The following is a 19887-nucleotide window of genomic DNA, read 5'->3' on the forward strand; positions in this document are numbered from 1 at the left end:
ACCAGGTTCACAGACGAGCGTGAGCGCCAGGGAGCGAAAACCAGAGAGCCCTGGACTCACTTTTGGTACTGACCGAACTGCGCTTCGTAGAGGGCATCTTCCTGGCCGGCGACCACCTTGAGGTCGCTGCGGGGGAAGGCCACACAGAGCAGCGCGAAGCCCTGTTCCTGCAGATCTGCCTTGACGCCCATGGCGTCGGGCTGATGCACAGAACCCTCTTTCACAACGGCCGCACAGGTCGTGCAGACACCGGAGCAGCAGGAGCTGGGGACAGGCACGCCGGCAGCTTCAGCAGCAGCGAGAACGGTCTGATCGGCGGCGCAGCTGAAGCTATGGCTAGCGCCGTTGAGTTCACAGACAACGGTGTAGGTCTCGCCCATGGATGGAGCTGCTCAGTCCAGAAGGTCCCCATTGTCCAGGATCACGGCTCGCTCAGCGGACTCCACTGCTGCGGATGGGGGGCCAGGTATTCAGGGGGGGCCGCCCCTGGCTGATCGCAGAGGGGAGCGCTGAGGGCCAGATCAAAGGCCAAGGACACCCTGAAGTCATCGTCGTCCTCATTGGCCGTCACGGCGTGGTCGACCTGGGCAGGGAAGAGCACCAGCAATCCAGCCCTGGGTGCCAAATCGAAATGGGGTGCGTTCCAGGTGATCGCACCGTCGAGGGGGCCGCCATGGCCCACCGCCAAGCCCGGCACCAGCTCATTGCACTGACCGGCGGGGTAAAGACGCAAGCAACCGCTCCGTCCCGATCCATCACCGTTGAGATAGACGATGGCGCTCAGGTGGGCATTGGGGTGGTGGTGCCGGCCAACCACCTGCCCGGGTTCACTGACCACCGGCCAGGCCCGCTGAATATGCAGGGCCACCTGGTCGCACTGAAAACCAAGCTGCGCCAGGTACTCCCAGGCATGCCGCCGCACCAGCTCAGTGATGGCCGCAAAGGCCGGGAGCTGGTGCACCTGCCAGACACCGTTGATGTCACCGGTCCAGGCACAGCCTGGATTGGGGTTACCGCTCTCCTCCCCGCGCAAGGCCAAGGCGTCCTGCAACAACAGGACGGAATCCATGGGATCCAAGGGCAGCTGCGCTGTGGCTAGGGCCAACGGGAACAGCGGTTGCAAGGAAAGCGTCATGACAGGCAGGCGCTGTAGTCATCCTGCGATGCCGCACTCCAGCCACAAAAAAAGCCCTCCCCGAAGGGAGGGCTTGGGAGACAACAGAGCAAAAAAGCTCAGGACATGGCTGCGGCGCCACCAACCACTTCCAGGATCTCCTGGGTAATGGCGGCCTGACGCGCCTTGTTGTAGTCCAGGGTCAGGGACTTCGCGAGGGCCTTGGCGTTGTCGCTGGCGTTGTTCATGGCGGTCATCCGGCTGGCGAGCTCGGAGGCGGCCGCTTCCTGCAGGGAACGCAGCAGCTGGTTCTGCAGATACAGAGGCAGCAGGGCGTTCAGCAGCTGATCGGGGCTCTGTTCGAACACCAGATCAGAGGGGAGCGAGGGCTGGTCATTGTTGACCTTGCCGGTTTCAACACCCAGCTGACCATCACGGGTGGTGAGACGGAAGATCTCGTCATCCGCGCTGGCGATGCCCTGGGGGTCCAGGGGCAACAACGTCTGGGAAACAGGCTTGGAGCTCACCAAGTTGATGAACTTGGTGAAGATGATCTCGACGCGATCGGTGGTGCCAGAGAGGAACTCAGCGAGCACCTCGTCGGCGATCTTGCCGGCTTCAGACGCGTTGGGCACCTGTTCGAGCCCCATGAAGGTGGCGCGAATGGTGTACTGGCTGGCGCGGTTCTGGAAGTAGGTGGCGACCTTACGGCCGATCAACACCAGATCCACGTCATAGCCCTGAGACTTCAGCTCAGCGTGACGCTGTTCCGTGCGCTTGATGATGTTGGCGTTGTAGCCACCGCACAGGCCCCGGTCGCCGGTGACGGCGAGCAGGGTGATGGTGCGGACGTCACGGTTCTCGAGCAGCGGCGCATCGGCAGTCTCGAACTGCATACGGGTCTGGAGGTTCTCCAGAACGCGTGCAAGTCGGTCAGCGAACGGACGGCTGCGCAGAACCTGTTCCTGGGCCCGGCGGACCTTGGCAGCTGCCACGAGACGCATGGCCTCGGTGATCTTCCGGGTGTTTTTAACGGAACTGATCCTGTCGCGGATCTCCTTCAGGTTGGCCATGGATTTGGACTCTCCGGATTAACCGTCAGGGATCAGGCCGCAGCCAGCATCGAAGACTTCACTTCGTTGATGGCGTCCTTGAGCATGGCCTCGGCGTCTTCGCTGAGCTGCTTCTCGGTCTGGATCTTGGTGATGAACTCGGGCTTGTTGCTCTTCAGGTACTCGCGGAGTTCGCGGCAGAACTGAACAACGGACTCGACGGGAACTTCGTCGATCAGACCCTTAACGCCGGCGTAAACGACAGCGACCTGCTCGGCCAGGATCAGGGGGCTGAACTGGGGCTGCTTCAGGATCTCGCGGAGACGCTTACCACGGGCCAGCTGCTGCTGGGTAGCGGCGTCCAGGTCAGAAGCGAACTGGGAGAAGGCCGCCAGTTCGTCGAACTGAGCCAGCTCGAGCTTGAGGGTACCGGCGATCTTCTTGATGGCCTTGGTCTGGGCAGCACCTCCCACCCGGCTCACGGAGATACCCACGTTGATGGCGGGGCGGAGACCGGAGTTGAACAGGTCGGAGCTCAGGAACACCTGACCGTCCGTGATCGAGATCACGTTGGTCGGGATGTAGGCCGAGACGTCACCGGCCTGGGTTTCGATGATCGGCAGGGCGGTCATGGAGCCCTTGCCCATGGCATCGCTCAGCTTGGCGGCGCGCTCAAGCAGACGGCTGTGGCAGTAGAAGACGTCGCCGGGGTAGGCCTCACGACCGGGGGGACGACGGAGCAGCAGGGACATCTGGCGGTAAGCCTGGGCCTGCTTGGTCAGGTCGTCATAGATGACCAGGGTGGCCTTGCCCTTGTACATAAAGGACTCGGCAATGGCAGCGCCGGTGTAGGGAGCCAGGTACTGCAGAGCGGCGGACTCGGAGGCGTTCGCAGCCACGATCACGGTGTAGTCCAGGGCGCCCTTCTCACGGAGCACTTCCACGACGTTGGCCACAGAAGCAGCCTTCTGACCCACAGCGACGTAGACGCAAACAACGTCTTCGCCCTTCTGGTTGATGATCGTGTCGATCGCGATGGCGGTCTTGCCGGTCTGGCGGTCACCAATGATCAGCTCGCGCTGGCCACGACCGATGGGGATCATCGCGTCGATGGCGGTGATGCCGGTCTGCATGGGCTCATGCACCGACTTGCGCTGAATGATGCCAGGCGCCATCGATTCGATCAGGCGCGTCTCGCTGGTGGGGATGTCACCCTTGCCATCGATGGCCTGGCCCAGGGGGTTCACCACACGGCCGAGCAGGGCGTCGCCAACGGGCACCGAGGCGATCTTGCCGGTGGCCTTGACGGTGCTGCCCTCTTGAATGCCGCGACCCTCACCCATCAACACCGCGCCGACGTTGTCGTCTTCGAGGTTGAGAGCGATGCCTTCGGTGCCGTCTTCGAACTGGATCAGCTCACCGGCCATGACCTGCTCAAGGCCATAGACGCGGGCGATGCCGTCGCCGACCTGCAGCACGGTGCCGACGTTGCTGACGGAAACCGACTTGTCGTAATCAGCGATCTGTTGCTTGAGGATCGCGCTGATCTCGTCGGGGCGGATGGAAACCATGGGAGGCGTTGGGGTTGAGGACGAGGGGTGAGAAAGGGGTTCGGGTGCGGAGCTAGCTCACCTTGGCCAGCGCCAGTCCGAGGCGACGCACCTGACCCGCGAGGCTGGCGTCGATCACCTTGGAGCCGACTTTGACGACGAAACCGCCGATCAAATTGGGGTCGACACTCAGATTGATCTCCAGCTTGTCGGTACCGGCCACGGCCTGAACCTTCTTGCTGAGCTCAGCCTGTTGCTCCTCGTTGAGAGCAGAGGCAGAGGTGACAGAAGCGAGAGCGATGTTGCGCTGCTCGCGGTAGAGCTCGAGCGTGCGATCCAGCACAGCGTCGAGCATGCCGATGCGCTGGCGGTCGGCCAGCAGCTTCAGCAGATTGAGGAAAGAGGGCTTGAGTTGATCAGCAAAGAGCTTCTCAATGGCTGCCTTCTTGGCGGCCACCTCCAGAACAGGAGAACCCATGGCTTCCCGGAGGTCAGGCGAGTCGTTCCAAAGGGCAAGAACAGCCTTGGCTTGTTCGATGACCTCGTCGGCTTCATTCCGACTTTCGACCACCTGAAGGAAAGCCTCGGCGTAGGGGGTCGTGACGGTGTTGAGCAGCGGCATCAGGCGTTCCCCAACGTTTTGATGGACTGATTCACCAGCTTTGCCTGACCATCAGCGTTGAGCTTGCCCGGCAGGGTGGCGAGAGCCTTCTCGATGGCCAGTCGGGCTGCCTCACGGCGGAGCTGATTGCTGACACGGGAAGCCTCAGCATCGAGATCCGCAGCAGCGCCCTGCTTAAGACGCGCCATCTCATCGATGGTGCGCTTTTCAGAGTCAAGGCGGATGGCTTCGGCGCGAGCCTTGCCGTCAACACGAATCTGATCGGCCTTCTGCTGGGCAGCGGCCAGATCCTGTTGGGCTTGGGACAAAGCTGCAGTCGCAGAGCTGAGGCGCTCTTCAGCGTCCTTCAGATCAGCAAGGATGATCGCGCGACGGCGCTCAAGAATGCCGCCAAGGAAATTAGGCAGAAACTTGTAGAGCGCGAAAATGACAATCGCGAGGTTGATGATGTTGGTCTCGAACAGGTCGAAGTTGAGACCAAAGCTGCCGTGGGAGGCGAAAAGGCTTGGAAGAGTCATTTTGCAGCCAGCAGACGATCGACGATCAGATCGCCGAGCTTGTCGGCGTCAGACTTGAGCTGACTCAGAGCTGACTCGCGTTGAGCATCAATCTCACGGCGAGCCTGCTCACGGGAAGCATTCGCATCAGCAGTCGCAGCAGCGAGTGCATCCCGGTAGAGCTTGTCGGAATCTTGCTCCGCTTCTTGAATCAGCTTCTGGCTGGCCACTCGGGCCTCCTTCAGCTGATCACGAAGATCTGCTTCCAGTCGCTCGACCTGGGCAAGCTTCTGCTTGGCCTCGGCCCGGCTGGTGATGACGTAACCCTCGCGTTCTTCGACGACCCGACCGACGGGACGGAAGAACAGGGAGTTGAGGATGAAGGTGAGGAGAACCACCTGTACTGCCATCAAGGGCAGGGTGGCATCGAGGTCAAAGAGACCTCCCTCCGTTGCACCTAGCAAAAGCCAGCTGGTCATGAGGCGATGGCGCGGGCGGAAGAGAGCGGACGCAAGACAGGGGTCTGAGGCGAAGGTTGGATGGACCGGACGGCTGTCCGGTCCAATTCACCTCAGACGCGATCAGCCAGCGAAGGGGTTGGCGAACAGCAGCACCAGAGCGACCACAAGGCCGTAGATGGTGAGAGCTTCCATGAAGGCCAGGGACAGCAGCAGGGTGCCGCGGATCTTGCCGTCAGCCTCGGGCTGGCGAGCGATGCCTTCAACAGCGGAGCCGGCAGCGGTGCCCTGACCGATACCAGGGCCAATGGCGCCGAGGCCGACAGCCAGACCAGCGGCGATCACGGACGCTGCAGAGGTGATGGAATCCATGGTGGAACTAAGGATGTAGGGCGCTGGGAGAGCGCGGATTGGGACCGGGACGTTATCCCTGCGCCTGGGACATCTGGTGAGACCGAAGATGGGCCCGGATCGAGCCGGACCTGCGCGCAGAGAGTTTGGCAGATCGGGTGACCCCGAACTGACCTGAAGACTGATCAGAGATCAGTGATGTTCTTCGTGGACAGCCTCGCCGATGTAGTTGCCGGCGAGGGTCGCGAAGATCAAAGCCTGGATTGCACTGGTGAAAAGGCCAAGGAACATGGCCGGCAGGGGCACCAGGATGGGGACCAAGAACGCAAGAACTGCGACAACCAACTCGTCCGCAAGGATGTTTCCGAACAAACGGAAGGACAGGGACAGAGGTTTGGTGAAGTCCTCGATGATCTTGAAAGGAAGCATGATCGGAGTGGGCTCCACGTAGTACTCGAAGTACCGGAAACCCTTCCGACTCAGGCCTGCATAGAAGTAGGCCAGTGACACCAACAGAGCCAGAGCAACAGTGGTGTTGATGTCAGCGGTCGGAGCACCAAGCTCACCGTTCGGGAGGTGGACCAACTTCCAAGGGACCAGGGCTCCACCCCAGTTGCTCACGAAGATGAACAAAAAGAGGGTGCCAACGAAGGGCAACCAATCCCGATAAGCCTTTTCACCGATCTGCTCTCTGGCGAGGTTACGGATGTAATCCCAGAGGAATTCGATGAGGTTTTGGACACCGCGTGGATCGCGCTCCATCTTGCGGGTGCCCACAAAGATGAAGGCCAGCAGGGCTCCGATCACAACCCAGGAGCTCAGGAACACCTGTCCGTGAATCTTGAGATTCCCAAGCTGCCAGTAGAGGTGTTGGCCCACCTCCAATTCGGCTAAAGGAAGAACGAGTGGCAAGGAACCCATTGGGTCAGCGTTCGGTGTCGCTTTGGCGACGTTGAAAAAGGTAGGCGCTCAAAGATCTGAGAGAGCCTGAAAAATCACGACGGGCTTGTAGAGGAGAAAGCCAAGAAAAATTGGCAGGATCTCGAGCTCAGGCAGACGAATCGCTGCCATCACAAGCACCACGGGGACAAGCAGCTGAAGCTTTCCAACCTTCTTTGAACCTTGAGCAAGCTTTCCGACGCTGCGGGCAAGAAGCCGCATGTAGAGAGCTCCACCGAGGCCGCCAATCAGCACGCTGATGGCAGTGTGAAGGTCGAAGATCAGAGCCGTGATGGGCACTGCAGAAGCAGCAACCAAAACTGTGGCCAGGATCAAGCGACGCTGAAGTCGGTCGAAGTCGTCCAGGGAAGAATCCGCTCCGACGACCATTGGGTCATCAAGAGCGCCATCAGCCTGGTTCAACTCCGTTTCCAGAGAGGTGACCTCCATCGACTGGTCCACCGTGTGCCCCAGGTTCATCGAAACCTCTCGAGGAGAGTCCGAATCGGGTTGAGGCGGTGAAAGAGCCAACAAAGGCGCCTTTGCTCTGAAAAGGCGCGCGGAATCTATCACGCTGCTCCGCCCTGGACTGGACGAAGCAGCAGAACCCGTTGCCTCTGCAGTTCCCTTGCCACAGAAGCGATCTGAGCAGTCGACCAGTCCAATGGGAGCTGACCGATGGCTGTGTCCGGAGGGGACTGCTCGAGCACTTGTAACAGGGTGAACCCCTCGGCACTCACGTCCAGGGGTGCCATGTCGGAATCCAGTAGGGCGCGGCCAGGCCACCCCCAGAGGCAGCGATTCCGGCAGCCAATGGCGGAGAGAAGGCTGCTGTCCTCGTCCCAGCGCTGTTCCCGTACTGGCCCCTTGCTGAGAAAGAACTCAAAGTGACTGATGTCGGGATCCAGATCTTCAACCAAGCGCCATTGCGCCTCCGGGGGAAGGCTCTGAGCCCTCTCCAACAACTCTCCTTGCAGGAGGCGAGCGGGGTTCCAGACCCCTGGATTGGAGAAACCAGCAAATTGCAGATCAGCTGAGGCCACAAAGGCCATCAAGCGCTCCAGGTTGTAGCTGGTCTCCTGTGGGTGGAGATACATGTCCGCGAAGTTCGCGTCGGCAGCGCAGTCGATGGCCCAGCGCTGCTCATGATTGCGACGAAGCCTGTTGTGCTCAGGAAGCTCGCTGAACAACTGACGACCAAGACGCAACCCTTCTTCACCCGTCCCCACACCCATTGCGCTCAAGGCCCGCTGGGTGCGATGGATTTCCCAACGACCGCCATCTGCATAGAGGAACAGGTGCAGCAAAGCGCCGGGTTTGAGCAGCTGGGACAGGGCCCGTAAGCCCGCCTCCGGTTGCCGCAGGTGGTGCAACACCCCAACGGAGTTGATGTAGTCGAACGGACCCTCTCCAGCCAGGTCCAGCAAGCTCCGGTTTTCAATGCGGACCTGGGCTTGCTCAAAAGCCCCCGAGCGCCGGCAGCGCTCCCGGGCCACCTCCAAGGTGCCCGGCGAGATGTCAACGGCCAGGATCTGAGCCCCTGGATTGAGGTGGGCGAGGTAATCGGTGCTGACCCCCGTCCCACAACCGGCATCGAGGATCCGCAGAGGCTCGCCCTCAGGGCGCAGCGGCGGCAGGGCACCGGTACTTGCGGAGTAAGCAGCGTCCACACACCAGCGCCAGTTGTATCCAGGCGGTGGGCCGTCTTGCAGCGGATCGCCTGGATAGGGGAAACGGTCGTAAAAGTCACTCACCACCGGGGTGGCGGCATCGGCAGGGGCCTGGGTCATGGGCTGGCAGCGGGTCTGAAGGGGGGATCCGCAGAGGCCGAGCATTTCATGTCCTGCCGTCCCAGCCGGAGGAAACCCACAACGGGCTGCAAACATTTGTTCATGGCCTGCCAGGACGCCAGAGGGGCAGCCGTAACGTGCCCAGGCCAGGTTCGCTTTCGTCCATGACTGTGACCGCCAGCAGCGGCAGCAGCAGGGTTGCTCCTCAGCGCTACGACACCCTGCCGCTTTCCAGCGTCCGTCAGGCGGAGCAGCAGGACCGCTTCCCCGATGGAGGCGAGCTCAGCAACCTGACGAACTTTTTCCAGAGCGGTCAACTCCGCGTTGAGGCAGCCCGTCGGGTTTCGGCCAACGCCGAAGCGATCGTGGCCCGAGCCGCCAACCGGATCTTTGCCGGTGGCACCCCGCTCTCCTATCTCGATGCACCACTGACCCCCGTCGCAGCGGGTTCGGAAACTCCCCTGGCAGCCGACCAAGCGGCCTTCCAGCGCTCGGTTCAGACCTTCACGGGCACCAGCGATACCTCCAAGCGCGGCAATTTCCTCACTCGACTGCTGGACGGTGGCGGGAGTGATGCCGACGTTCGGGTGATCCTGCCGACCGGCTTCAATCCAATCTCGGTGGCCATCTACGGCACCGAGCGGATGCGGAAATCCATCCGCGACATGGCCTGGTTCCTCCGCTACGTGGGCTATGCCGTCGTCGCTGGCGACCCCAGCATCCTGAGGGTCAACACGCGTGGGCTTAGGGATGTCCTTGAAAAGGGCTGCTCCCTAGCGGCCACCAACGTCGCTCTTCAAGAGATGCGCGCCGGTGCAGCAGATCTGCTCAAGGATCTGCCGGAAGCCCGCCAGCTCCTGATCGGCTGCTTCAACGTGCTGCTCGAGGAGCTGGCCGTCCCAACTCCCTCGGCCCGCCAGCGCCTGGGCAGCCCCGAAAGTCAGGGCCTCCAGCTACCAGCCATCTACGCGCTGGCGGCTCAGGGCAATGTTCAGCGCTTCAACATGAAGCCGGCCATGAGTGGCGCTCAAAAAGCCGAGGTCATCCGGGCCGCCTACCGGCAAGTCTTCGAGCGCGACATCGCGAAGGCCTACAGCCAAGATCCCTGCTCCGTCGAAACCTCCCAGGTCGCCAAGGGCGACATCAGCATGCGCGAGTACATCCGCGCGCTTGGCAAAAGCAAGGAGTACCGCACCCAGTTCTTTGGCCCCTTCTCCAACAGCCGTGCTGTTGAGCTGGCCTTCCGTCATTTCCTCGGCCGAGGCCTTAGCTCACGCGAAGAGTTCAACCGCTACTTCAGCATCGTCAGCGAGCAAGGTCTCCATGGCCTCGTGGACTCCCTGGTCAACTCGATGGAGTACGCCCAGGTCTTTGGTGAAGAGACCGTTCCCTATCTGCGTGACCTCGGCGAAGAAGCCCAAGAGAGCGCTGGCTGGGGATCCAACAGAAAGCTCTTCCGCTTCAGTGCACCGTTTGAGGGTGCACCGCAATACATCACCCTCTACGCCAGCTACCGGCAGCCCTTCGCCGACCAGCATCCCTACGGCGGTGGAAACGATCCGTTGGGCCTCAGCTATGGGGCGATCTTCCCCTCAGGTACGGCCAAGGTTGCGACGCGTCCTGCTCCGCTGAGCTACGACACCCGTCGCCTTCTTGTCGGCAACGGCATGAAGCAACCAGGGCAGATGAATAGCCCGCAATTCAGAAGCGCCACTCCAAGGCGGGTGGGCCCGAAGACCCGTCGCCTGACTCAGATCGCAACGGGTGGAAATTCCACTCCGCGCCGTGGCATCCAAGGGCGTCCCAGCGTGAGGTTCACCGAATCCAGCACCCAGTCCGTCATCAAGGCTGTCTACGTCCAGATCCTGGGCAACGCCGGTTACGCCGGTGAACGGGTGGAGACAGCCGAAAACCGGCTTGAGAACGGTGATATCGGCCTCAAAGATTTTGTGCGGGAGGTCGCACGCAGCGATGCATTCCGCCGCCGCTATTGGAGTGGTCTTTACATCTGTAAGGCCGTCGAAGTGATGCACCGCCGAATCCTCGGCCGGCCAACCTTCGGACGCTGGGAAATCGACAGCTACTTCGACGTGGCAGCACGCCAGGGCTTCTATGGCGTAGTCGATGCCATGGTCAACAGCCCGGAGTATCAAGAAGCCTTCGGTCTGGACACTGTTCCCTATGAGCGCTTCATCACCCCTGGCGATCTGAACCAACGCCGCGTCCCGACCTTTAATACGGACTTCGATGCCATTGCTCAACCGGATCTGAGCCTTGGACAGCGACCCAATGCTCGGGTCAAGGACAGCTTGAGAACCACAGCGGACATCACCGCTCGCAATCTGGTTAACCGCCAGCAGACCGTGCGCGGCAGCTGGAGCGCCGAGGTCAGCACCAACGCCCCCGACACCCGTTGGGCGGGGCTGATGCGCACGCAAGGGACACGCACACCCTTCTCTGTTTCAACGCCTACGGGCGCGGGCACTCCCGGACAGGTCACCTGGAAGCCGCCGGCCTCGACTGGTAGCGAAGCTCCCATCTCAAGGATGGCCAACGCGCTTCGCACAAGTGATGCCAGCGGCTATCTCAAGCGCGGCGGTATCGCTGCCGCCACCAAACTCAGCAAAAACAGCACTGAGTCAGAGCTGACAGCAGCCATCAACGCCACCTACAAGCAGCTACTGAACAGGATCCCCCTGGAGTCTGAGCGGCTTGTCACCGCCGAGTCCCAACTGCGCAACCGGGACATCGACCTGAATGGATTCATCGAATCCGTGGCCATGGCCGAGGCGTTCCAAAACCGCCTGTCTCGAATGGCCCCTCTGCGGGCTGCATCCGCAGCGGGTCTCGCCCTTTTGGGCCGAGCAACAACTCCCGAGGAGACCACCGCTTTCCTTGAGACCCGGGCCACGTCCGGACAACCGGCGGCGATCAAGGCACTTCTTGCCGGTCGCGACTCCTCAATCCCAAGGGTCAGCGGATTGGAAACGGCGAATGGGACCACCCAGGCCACAATCCAACGGACAGCAGCTCTCTATCGAGGAAATGCTGGAATGAACCCACCCACGAGCGACAAGATTTAAAGCGATTGAAGAACTAATCCAGCCATATAAAATCCTTAAGCATCACTAAACCAGTGCCGCTCTCACAACAAATGAGGGCGGTTTTTTATGGAAATTCAATAGTCATAAAACAAGCAAGAACCGCTCTCTTGCAGGGGATCTCAGGAATACCCAGGCGGCGTGAAGAACTGTTACCCGCTGCCGGCCTCGGGTCGCTTTGCGGCTGAGAATCTTTGGCGTCTCCAGAGCGGGCGCGCCACTTACAACTGTCAGTGTTGACCGTTGTAAACCTGGACGCCCAACTGACTCCGAGAGTCACCCTCAGCTCCTACCCTGAGGCACGATCCAACTTGGATCACCCCCTTCACCCACCCACCGGATACCGGTCTCCGCAAGGCGGCCGCTTGTTTCGAGGCAGAACTGCATGAGCATCGTCTCCAACTCGATCATCAACGCGGACGCCGAAGCCCGCTATCTCAGCCCTGGCGAACTTGACCAGATCAAATCGTTCGTCAGCGGTGGCCAGCGTCGTCTTCGGGTCGCTCAGGTTCTGAGCGAGAGCCGCGAGCGCATCGTCAAGACCGCCGGTAGCGCTCTGTTCCAGAAGCGCCCCGACGTCATCTCCCCCGGCGGCAATGCCTACGGCGAAGACATGACCGCAACCTGCCTGCGGGACATGGATTACTACCTCCGCCTGGTGACCTACGGCTTGATCGCAGGTGACGTGACCCCGATCGAGGAGATCGGCATCATCGGCGCCAAAGAGATGTATCGCTCCCTCGGCACCCCCCTCGAGGCTCTTGCGGAGTCCGTTCGGGAAATGAAGATTGCCGCCATGGGTCTTCTGACTGGCGAAGACGCCGAAGAAGCCGGCTTCTACTTCGACTACGTCGTTGGCGCCCTCTCCTGAGGCTGCTCACTCCCTGACATAACCGCCCCTCAGCCAAGAACCCATGCAAGACGCAATCACCAACGTCATCAACCAAGCTGACGTTCAGGGCATGTACCTCGACAGCGCCTCCATGGGGCGCCTGGAGCAGTACTTCGCCAGCGGTGAGCTCCGTGTTCGCGCTGCTGCCACCATCAGCGCCAACGCCTCCGCCATCATCAAGGACGCTGTCGCCAAGGCGCTGCTCTATTCGGACATCACCCGTCCGGGCGGCAACATGTACACCACCCGTCGCTATGCAGCGTGCATCCGCGACCTGGACTACTACCTGCGCTACGCCACCTACGCCATGCTGGCCGGTGATACGTCGATCCTCGACGAGCGCGTTCTGAACGGCCTTAAGGAGACCTACAACTCCCTGGGCGTGCCCATCGGCGCAACCGTTCAGTCCATCCAAGCCATGAAGGAAGTCACCGCTTCCCTGGTGGGTCCTGACGCCGGCCGTGAGATGGGCGTCTACTTCGACTACATCAGCTCCGGCCTGGGTAACTGATCCCCGCCTCTGGCACACCTGAGGATCAAGCCATGCGCCTCTTCAAAATCACCGCCTGCATCCCTTCTCCCGAGAAGACCCGTACTCAGCGTGAGCTGCAGAACACCTTCTTCACCAAGTGGGTGCCCTATGAAAGCTGGTTCGCTGAACAGCAGCGGATCATGAAGCAAGGAGGCAAAATCCTGAAAGTCGAACTCGTTGCTGGTCGCCGTCAGGTGAATCTGGGCAACTGAGCTCTTCAGGTCCAAACCTTCTCCAAAAGCCCGGCTCCGCCGGGCTTTTTTGTTGGCAAGCGCACAAGAAATACGGGATAGTCAGTGTCTGATTTCCGCACCTCCTTGGCCGCAAAGCGACCGTTGCTCCCCGTGCCGTTTGAGCACTGGCCGGCAGAAGCGCGGTTGTTGCTGGGGATGATCGCGATCTGGTGCCTCCTCGGCCTGGCCGTTCTGGGATCCGCCAGTTGGTGGGTGGCCGCCCGGGAGATGGGTGATGCCAGCTACTACCTCAAGCGTCAGGCGCTGTGGATGCTGGTGAGTTGGGGCCTGCTCTATGCCGGCATCAGCATCAACCTCAGGCGCTGGCTACGCATGGCCGGTCCGGTCCTGCTGATCGGGACCGTTCTGGTGGCCCTCACCCTGGTCATCGGCAGCACGGTGAACGGTGCCAGCCGTTGGTTGGTCATCGGTCCGATTCAGATCCAGCCGACTGAACTGATCAAACCCTTTCTGGTCCTCCAAGGGGCCTCCCTTTTCTCCCACTGGAGGCGCATCTCCAGCGATCAAAAGCTGATCTGGCTGGGGGTCTTTGCGGTAACCCTGGGGCTGATCCTTAAGCAGCCAAACCTGAGTACCGCCTCCCTCTGCGGGATTTTGCTCTGGTTAATGGCCCTGGGATCGGGCCTTCCGCTCTGGGCCATGTTCAGCACCGCTGGCGCTGGTCTGGCGGTGGCGGTCGGAAGCATCTCCATCAACGAATACCAGCGCATTCGCGTCACCTCCTTCCTCAACCCCTGGAGCGATGCACAAGGGGATGGCTATCAGCTGGTTCAAAGCCTCCTGGCGATCGGATCCGGTGGTCTCTGGGGAGAGGGCTATGGCCTCTCCACTCAAAAGCTGCAGTACCTACCAATCCAAACGACGGACTTCATCTTTGCGGTCTTTGCCGAGGAGTTCGGCTACGTCGGCTCCCTCTTGCTCCTGGTCTTCCTATTGCTCTTTGGCTTCGTCGGTTTGCGAATCGCGCTGAGCTGCAGAAGCAACCAGCAGCGACTTGTCGCCATCGGTTGCACCACCTTGCTGGTGGGCCAATCGATCCTGAACATCGCCGTGGCCAGTGGGGCCATGCCCACCACCGGCCTGCCGCTGCCCATGATCAGCTACGGCGGCAACTCCCTGCTGTCCAGCTTGCTCACCGCTGGACTCTTGCTGCGCTGCTCCCTTGAGGGGGCAGGCCTGGAGCCCAGCAAGCCCCATCGCAAGCGCCGACTTCAAGCCAAGCGGCAGAGCGTGCCGATAGGCTGACCCCCCGCGCTGCGTACCCATTGATGCTGGCTCAGGCCCTAGCGGATTGGGCCCGCAGTGGTGAGCAGCTGCTGAGCAGTTCCCTGGCCCACCCAGGACCTCTCACCGTGGGGTTGGTCTTTGCCGGCGGCTTGATCACCAGCTTGGGGCCCTGCTCGCTCTCTCTGCTACCCGTCACGCTGGCCTACCTGGCTGGGTTTGATGGCGGTGCGCAGCGTCCCTGGGCCCGCAGCCTGAGTTTCTGCAGTGGCATTGTCGGCTCCCTGGTCCTGCTGGGGCTGGGCAGCGGTGCCCTGGGCCGCATCTATGGCCAGGTGCCGGGCTTTGTGCCAACCCTCGTGGCCCTACTGGCGGTTCTGATGGGGCTGAATCTGTTGGGTCTGGTGCCCCTGCAGCTCCCAACGGGACCGGATCCAGAGCAGTGGCGGCAACGGGTCCCACCGGCCCTGGCGCCGATCGCCGCGGGCCTGGCCTTCGGGTTCGCCGCCTCCCCCTGCACCACACCCGTCCTGGCTGTCCTGCTGGCCTGGATCGCGCAATCGGCGACCCCGCTGACCGGCGCACTCCTACTGACGGCTTTTGCCGCTGGACAGGTCATGCCTCTCCTCGTGGCGGGCACCGCGGCGGCCTGGGCACCACGCCTGCTGTCCCTGCGGTCCATCGGCCAGTGGGTGCCGCCCATCAGCGGGGTGGTTTTGCTGCTCAGCGGCTGCTTGACCCTCCTGGCCCGCTGGACCTAACGCCACCTCTCCATCCGACCGGCCCTCCTGACCCCACTGATGAAGCGACTGATCGCCTGGATCTCAGACCTGCGGGTGGCCATTGGCCTCTTGATCCTGATCGCTGCGGCCAGCGGACTGGGAACCTTTGTGCCCCAGAAGGAAGCCGCTGAGCTGTACCACCGGGTCTACGACCCTGAGCCCTGGCTGGGCCTGCTGAACGGCGACGCGATCCTCTCGCTCCAGCTCGATCACGTCTACTCGAGCAGCTGGTTCCTGGCCCTGCTGGCCTGGCTCGGACTCGCCCTGATCCTCTGCAGCTGGCGGCGCCAGTGGCCGGCACTGCAGGCCGCCCTGCGTTGGATCGATTACCAGACCCCAAGGCAGCTGAGCAAACTCACCCTGGCAGAGACCATTGCCGTCAGCGACCCCAAGGCCAGCCTGGCGCGGCTCGAGGTCCTGCTCCAGGACCGTGGCTGGGAACTGCAACCCCATGGCGACCGTCTGGCCGCCCGCAAAGGGGTCCTGGGTCGGGTCGGCCCACTGCTGGTCCATGCCGGTCTGGTCGTCCTCATGGTTGGGGCCGCCTGGGGCTCCCTTGGTGGCCAGCGCCTTGAACGGTTTCTCGCCCCGGGCAACGAACTGGAGTTGCTGAACAGCCGCGGTGAGACCCAGGTCAGCGTCAGCCTGGAGCGCTTTGGCGTGGAGCGGGACCCGGCTGGACGGCCGGAGCAGTTCCGCTCCCAGCTCAAGTTGACCCCGGGCCAAGGACAGGCCGAGGCCCCCTCCAACGAGGAAATCAGCGTCAACCATCCGCTGCGTTACCGGGGCATGACCCTGTATCAGGCGGACTGGGCGCTCTCCGCACTGCAGGTACAACTCGGTCGAAGTCCGATCCTGGAGCTGCCGCTCCAGAGCTTTCCCCAACTGGGGGAGCAGGTCTGGGGGATCGTGCTGCCCACGCGGCCCGATGGCAGCAACCCGGTGCTGCTGGCCCTCTCCAGTGAGCTGGGCCCAGTGACGGCCTACTCCGCCGACGCTGACGTCCTGGCCACCTTGATCCCCGGTGGGGAGGCCGTTGAGGTGGAAGGGATCCCACTGCGGGTGGCTGGAGTGATCCCGGCCAGCGGAATCCTGCTCAAGCGGGACCCCGGCGTACCCCTGGTCTACGGCGGATTTGCCATCGCCCTGGCCGGTGGCGCCCTGAGCCTGATCGCGACGCGTCAGATCTGGGCCATCGCCGAGGCCGGCAACCAGAAGCTGCATGTCGCCGGTCTTTGCAACCGGAACCTGACAGCCCTGGCCAATGAGTTACCGGTACTGATCGCGGAGGTTCAGCAGGGCTGACGGGTCCCGTGGCAGGCCCGGATCACCGTATGGACATTCCCACGGGGATTGAAATCCGCCTCCAGCTGCATCCAGACCGGAGCGCAGGCGGCAACGAAGTCATCCAGGATGCGATTGGTCACCTCCTCATGGGAGATCGACTGGTCGCGGTAGCTGTTGACATAGAGCTTGATCGCCTTGAGCTCCATCACCCGCGGACCGGGTTGATAGGTCAGACGCAGTGTTGCGAAATCGGGATACCCCGAGAACGGGCACTTGCAGGTGAATTCCGGCAGGGTGATCGAGACCTCGTAGGGACGCGCAGGCCTGGGGTTGTCGAAACAGATCAGCTCCGCCTCAGCAATGGCACGTTCTCCGTAGAGAGGGGTACGGGTTGTTGCGGTCGCAGTCATCCAAGCGCTCATCCTGGCTTTGGATGCTACGCATCGCAGCCCTTCGGCCACGGCGGTATCAACGGTCACATCGTCGACGCCAGGACTGGGCCGTAATGCCTTCAGAAGGTCCTCAAAAACCTTCCCTCGTCAGATTTTCCTGAGAGAATTCCCTTACTCCAGCCCTGAGCCATGAAAAAAATCGAGGCCATCATTCGCCCCTTCAAGCTCGAAGACGTGAAGCTGGCCCTGGTGAATGCCGGCATCGTCGGTATGACCGTGAGCGAAGTGCGCGGCTTTGGTCGCCAGAAGGGCCAAGTCGAGCGCTACCGCGGTTCTGAATTCACCGTTGAGTTTTTGCAGAAGCTCAAGCTGGAGATCGTGGTGGATGACGCCCGCGTCGACACCGTTGTCAGCGCCGTCCAAGAGGCCGCCCGCACCGGCGAGATCGGCGACGGCAAGATCTTCATCAGTTCCGTGGAGTCCGTCGTCCGAATCCGCACCGGCGACAAGGACAACAGCGCCATCTGAGTTAGCTGGCCAAGGTCTGCTCCACCAACCTCCGAATGCACACCCCATCGGGAGGTGCTTCGGAGGTTTTCTCTTGGTCACTCCATTCACCGGAACGCAGCCAGAGCAGATATTCGTGGTTGCCCGCAGGCCCGGTGATCGGTGAAGCCACCACACCGCAGCCGCGCCACCCCTCGGCTGCCGCCGCTGCGATCACCCCAGCAATGGCATCGGCATGGGCCAGGGGGTCACGGACCACACCGCCTTTGCCAACACGCTCCTTCCCCACCTCGAACTGGGGCTTGACCAACAGCACCGCCTCGCGCCTCGCGCTCTGCAACAAACGACCCAGGGCCGGAAGCACCAGGGCCAGGCGGATGAAGGAGACGTCCGCCACCGCCAAATCAGGCCAAAGATCACCCTCCCCATAGAGATCTTCAGGTTGGAGGTGGCGCAGATTGGTGCGCTCCTTCAGCACCAAGCGCTCATCGGTGCGCAGGCTCCAGGCCGTTTGGCCGTAGCCCACATCCACCCCATAGACCCGGGATGCACCGTGCTGCAGCAAACAATCGGTGAACCCGCCGGTGGAGATGCCCCCATCCAGACAAATCCTCTGTTCAAGGTGCAAGGGGAAGGCTTCAACCGCCGCCAAAAGCTTTTCGCCACCCCGGGAGACAAAGCGCTGGGGCTGCTCGACCTGGAGCTCCAGTTCCGGCACAACCTCCAGACCGGGCTTGTCGAGGATCCGATCACCACTGCGGACCTTGCCGGCACGAATCAGCTGCTGCGCCTGCTGACGTGAGGCCGCCAACCCCAGCTCCACCAGCTGCAAATCCAAGCGTCGCTTTCGACCCATCGGGCAGCGGCCCAGCACCTCTGCATCGTGCCGCACGCCCGTTTGATCACAAAGCTCAAAGCGAAACGGAATAAAAACCGGTAGTGAAAGGGTTTCCCCGGGAACACTCCTGAGGATGTCTCAAACGAGGTGGACCACCTTGGCCCGTACTCCGAACAACGTGGTCGAACTGCTGCAACCCGGCAGCTTCGTGAAACTGCGCAATCAACCCAGAGACCTACCTCCGTTCCAAGTGCTGCGCTGCCGTGGCGGCCGCTGCTGGGTCCAACAACAAGCTTGGGGCCCCCTGGTGCAGTGGGAGGTGGAGCACCACAAGCTCACCAGCGTCGCCTGAGGCCCCGAAAGGCCATTCCATACATTGGTCTTGATGTGAGCCAGGCGCGGCCTTGATCGAGCGTTACACCCTGCCCGAGATGGGCGCCATCTGGAGCGAGCAGGCGAAGTTCCAAAGCTGGCTCGATGTGGAGATCGCCGCCACCGAAGCCAACTGCGAACTGGGCCGCGTCCCGGCTGAAGCCGTCGCCACGATCAAAGAGAAAGCCAGCTTCAGCGTCGAGCGGATCCTCGAGATCGAAGCCGAGGTCCGCCATGACGTGATCGCGTTCCTCACCAACGTCAACGAGCATGTGGGTGACGCCGGGCGCCACATCCACGTGGGCATGACCAGCTCCGATGTCCTCGACACCGGGGTCGCCCTGCAGATGAAGGCGTCCGTGAAGCTGCTGCGCCAGGAACTCGACCTACTGGCTGAGGCCCTGCGGGTGCTGGCTCGGGAGCACAAGACCACGGTGATGATCGGCCGCTCCCACGCCATCCACGGTGAGCCAATCACCTTTGGATTCAAGGTGGCTGGCTGGTTGGCTGAGGTGGTCCGCAACCAGGAGCGTCTGGAGCACCTGGAGGCCGCCGTCAGCGTGGGCCAGATCTCCGGCGCCATGGGCACCTACGCCAACACCGACCCCCGGGTGGAGGAAATCGCCTGCGCCAAGCTCGGCCTGGTGCCCGACACCGCCAGCACCCAGGTGATCTCCCGCGATCGCCACGCGGAATACATCCAGACCCTGGCCCTTGTGGGTGCCGCTCTGGAGCGCTTCTCGACCGAGATCCGCAACCTGCAGCGCACCGACGTGCTCGAGGTCGAAGAGAACTTCGCCAAGGGGCAGAAGGGCAGCTCCGCCATGCCCCACAAGCGCAACCCGATTCGCAGCGAACGGATCAGCGGCCTGGCACGGGTGCTGCGCAGCTATGTCGTAGCAGCACTAGAGAACTGCGCCCTCTGGCACGAGCGGGACATCAGCCACAGCTCCGTGGAGCGAATGATGCTGCCCGACTGCTCAGTCACCCTGCACTTCATGCTCCGGGAGATGACCTCAGTCGTGAAAGGTCTCGGGGTCTACCCCGGCAACATGGCCCGCAACATGAACGTCTACGGCGGTGTGGTCTTCAGCCAGCGGGTGCTGCTGGCCCTGGTGGAAGCCGGCATCAGCCGCGAAGACGCTTACCGGATCGTGCAGCGCAACGCCCATACCGCTTGGAACACCGACGGCGGCAACTTCCGGGCCAATCTGGAGGCCGACGCCGATGTGACCTCGCGTCTCAATGCCGAGCAACTGGCGGAGTGCTTCTCCACTGATCTGCACCAGGCCAACCTGGATGTGATCTGGAAGCGCCTGGGGATCTAGTCCAT

The 19887-nt window shown here is 62.1% G+C and carries 23 protein-coding genes; 10 read left to right on the forward strand and 13 right to left on the reverse strand.

The window, feature by feature from the left end:
* Positions 1–56 precede the first annotated feature (56 nt).
* From ACLM42_RS08720 to ACLM42_RS08770, 11 genes are all read right to left on the reverse strand, one after another.
* Positions 57–380 (reverse strand): 2Fe-2S iron-sulfur cluster-binding protein, encoded by a 324-nt coding sequence (locus tag ACLM42_RS08720; RefSeq protein WP_247910258.1) that lies wholly within the window; start codon positions 378–380, stop codon positions 57–59.
* Positions 381–421: 41 nt separating this feature from the next.
* Positions 422–1135, reverse strand: a complete 714-nt coding sequence (locus ACLM42_RS08725; protein ID WP_415398843.1) for a putative 2OG-Fe(II) oxygenase — start codon at positions 1133–1135, stop codon at positions 422–424.
* Between the two features lie 98 nt (positions 1136–1233).
* Positions 1234–2187 (reverse strand): F0F1 ATP synthase subunit gamma, encoded by a 954-nt coding sequence (locus ACLM42_RS08730; protein ID WP_247910256.1) that lies wholly within the window; start codon positions 2185–2187, stop codon positions 1234–1236.
* Between the two features lie 32 nt (positions 2188–2219).
* Complete coding sequence (gene atpA, locus ACLM42_RS08735; RefSeq protein ID WP_247910255.1) at positions 2220–3737, reverse strand: F0F1 ATP synthase subunit alpha; 1518 nt, start codon at positions 3735–3737, stop codon at positions 2220–2222.
* A gap of 52 nt (positions 3738–3789) precedes the next feature.
* Positions 3790–4338: an ATP synthase F1 subunit delta gene (gene atpH / locus ACLM42_RS08740; protein ID WP_247910254.1), complete on the reverse strand. Its 549-nt coding sequence runs from the start codon at positions 4336–4338 to the stop codon at positions 3790–3792.
* Entirely contained in the window at positions 4338–4856 is a 519-nt protein-coding gene (locus tag ACLM42_RS08745) for a F0F1 ATP synthase subunit B (RefSeq protein ID WP_247910253.1), read from the reverse strand. The genes atpH and ACLM42_RS08745 overlap by 1 nt, the downstream gene beginning before the upstream one ends.
* The gene (locus tag ACLM42_RS08750; RefSeq protein ID WP_247910252.1) at positions 4853–5314 is read right to left on the reverse strand and encodes a F0F1 ATP synthase subunit B'; all 462 of its coding nucleotides are present in this window, start codon (positions 5312–5314) and stop codon (positions 4853–4855) included. Before ACLM42_RS08750 ends, ACLM42_RS08745 begins: the two co-directional genes overlap by 4 nt.
* Positions 5315–5416: 102 nt before the next feature.
* Positions 5417–5665, reverse strand: coding sequence for an ATP synthase F0 subunit C (gene atpE / locus ACLM42_RS08755; RefSeq protein ID WP_010310940.1), 249 nt, complete (start codon positions 5663–5665; stop codon positions 5417–5419).
* 171 nt (positions 5666–5836) lie between these two features.
* Positions 5837–6565: a F0F1 ATP synthase subunit A gene (atpB, locus tag ACLM42_RS08760; RefSeq protein ID WP_247910251.1), complete on the reverse strand. Its 729-nt coding sequence runs from the start codon at positions 6563–6565 to the stop codon at positions 5837–5839.
* Between the two features lie 48 nt (positions 6566–6613).
* Positions 6614–7033 carry an ATP synthase gene (locus ACLM42_RS08765; protein ID WP_247910250.1) on the reverse strand — a complete coding sequence of 140 codons (420 nt, stop codon included), beginning with the start codon at positions 7031–7033 and terminating at the stop codon, positions 6614–6616.
* Positions 7034–7152: 119 nt separating this feature from the next.
* Entirely contained in the window at positions 7153–8373 is a 1221-nt protein-coding gene (locus ACLM42_RS08770) for a class I SAM-dependent methyltransferase (RefSeq protein ID WP_247910249.1), read from the reverse strand.
* Between the two features lie 164 nt (positions 8374–8537).
* Between ACLM42_RS08770 and ACLM42_RS08775 the strand changes: the two genes are divergently transcribed.
* From ACLM42_RS08775 to ACLM42_RS08805, 7 genes are all read left to right on the forward strand, one after another.
* Entirely contained in the window at positions 8538–11456 is a 2919-nt protein-coding gene (locus tag ACLM42_RS08775) for a phycobilisome rod-core linker polypeptide (RefSeq protein WP_247910248.1), read from the forward strand.
* Positions 11457–11859: 403 nt separating this feature from the next.
* The gene (locus ACLM42_RS08780; protein ID WP_247910247.1) at positions 11860–12345 is read left to right on the forward strand and encodes an allophycocyanin; all 486 of its coding nucleotides are present in this window, start codon (positions 11860–11862) and stop codon (positions 12343–12345) included.
* Between the two features lie 43 nt (positions 12346–12388).
* Positions 12389–12877, forward strand: a complete 489-nt coding sequence (gene apcB / locus ACLM42_RS08785; protein WP_247910246.1) for an allophycocyanin subunit beta — start codon at positions 12389–12391, stop codon at positions 12875–12877.
* A 32-nt stretch (positions 12878–12909) separates the two neighbouring features.
* The gene (locus ACLM42_RS08790; protein WP_010315303.1) at positions 12910–13110 is read left to right on the forward strand and encodes a phycobilisome linker polypeptide; all 201 of its coding nucleotides are present in this window, start codon (positions 12910–12912) and stop codon (positions 13108–13110) included.
* Between the two features lie 84 nt (positions 13111–13194).
* Positions 13195–14397, forward strand: a complete 1203-nt coding sequence (locus ACLM42_RS08795) for an FtsW/RodA/SpoVE family cell cycle protein (protein ID WP_371820599.1) — start codon at positions 13195–13197, stop codon at positions 14395–14397.
* A 23-nt stretch (positions 14398–14420) separates the two neighbouring features.
* On the forward strand, positions 14421–15137 hold the full coding sequence (locus ACLM42_RS08800) for a cytochrome c biogenesis CcdA family protein (RefSeq protein ID WP_247910244.1): 717 nt from the start codon (positions 14421–14423) through the stop codon (positions 15135–15137).
* 39 nt (positions 15138–15176) lie between these two features.
* Positions 15177–16463: a cytochrome c biogenesis protein ResB gene (locus ACLM42_RS08805; RefSeq protein ID WP_247910243.1), complete on the forward strand. Its 1287-nt coding sequence runs from the start codon at positions 15177–15179 to the stop codon at positions 16461–16463.
* Here ACLM42_RS08805 and queF read toward each other — a convergent pair.
* Positions 16451–16855 (reverse strand): preQ(1) synthase, encoded by a 405-nt coding sequence (queF, locus tag ACLM42_RS08810; protein WP_415398851.1) that lies wholly within the window; start codon positions 16853–16855, stop codon positions 16451–16453. The two genes, ACLM42_RS08805 and queF, sit on opposite strands and share 13 nt — an antisense overlap.
* A gap of 171 nt (positions 16856–17026) precedes the next feature.
* Here queF and ACLM42_RS08815 point away from each other — a divergent pair, with 171 nt between their 5' ends.
* Entirely contained in the window at positions 17027–17365 is a 339-nt protein-coding gene (locus ACLM42_RS08815) for a P-II family nitrogen regulator (RefSeq protein ID WP_415398853.1), read from the forward strand.
* Position 17366: 1 nt separating this feature from the next.
* Here the strand turns inward: ACLM42_RS08815 and ACLM42_RS08820 are convergent, their stop codons facing one another.
* A complete protein-coding gene (locus tag ACLM42_RS08820; protein WP_415400158.1) occupies positions 17367–18200 on the reverse strand; it encodes a TlyA family RNA methyltransferase in 834 nt (277 codons plus the stop codon).
* 115 nt (positions 18201–18315) lie between these two features.
* On the opposite strand from ACLM42_RS08820, the gene ACLM42_RS08825 reads away from it, so the two are divergent.
* Positions 18316–18534 carry a hypothetical protein gene (locus ACLM42_RS08825; protein ID WP_415398855.1) on the forward strand — a complete coding sequence of 73 codons (219 nt, stop codon included), beginning with the start codon at positions 18316–18318 and terminating at the stop codon, positions 18532–18534.
* Positions 18535–18586: 52 nt separating this feature from the next.
* A complete protein-coding gene (gene purB / locus ACLM42_RS08830; RefSeq protein WP_415398857.1) occupies positions 18587–19882 on the forward strand; it encodes an adenylosuccinate lyase in 1296 nt (431 codons plus the stop codon).
* Positions 19883–19887: the final 5 nt, after the last annotated feature.

Origin of the sequence: Synechococcus sp. W4D4, from assembly GCF_047716805.1 — a bacterium.
Taxonomy (GTDB): Bacteria; Cyanobacteriota; Cyanobacteriia; order PCC-6307; family Cyanobiaceae; genus Vulcanococcus.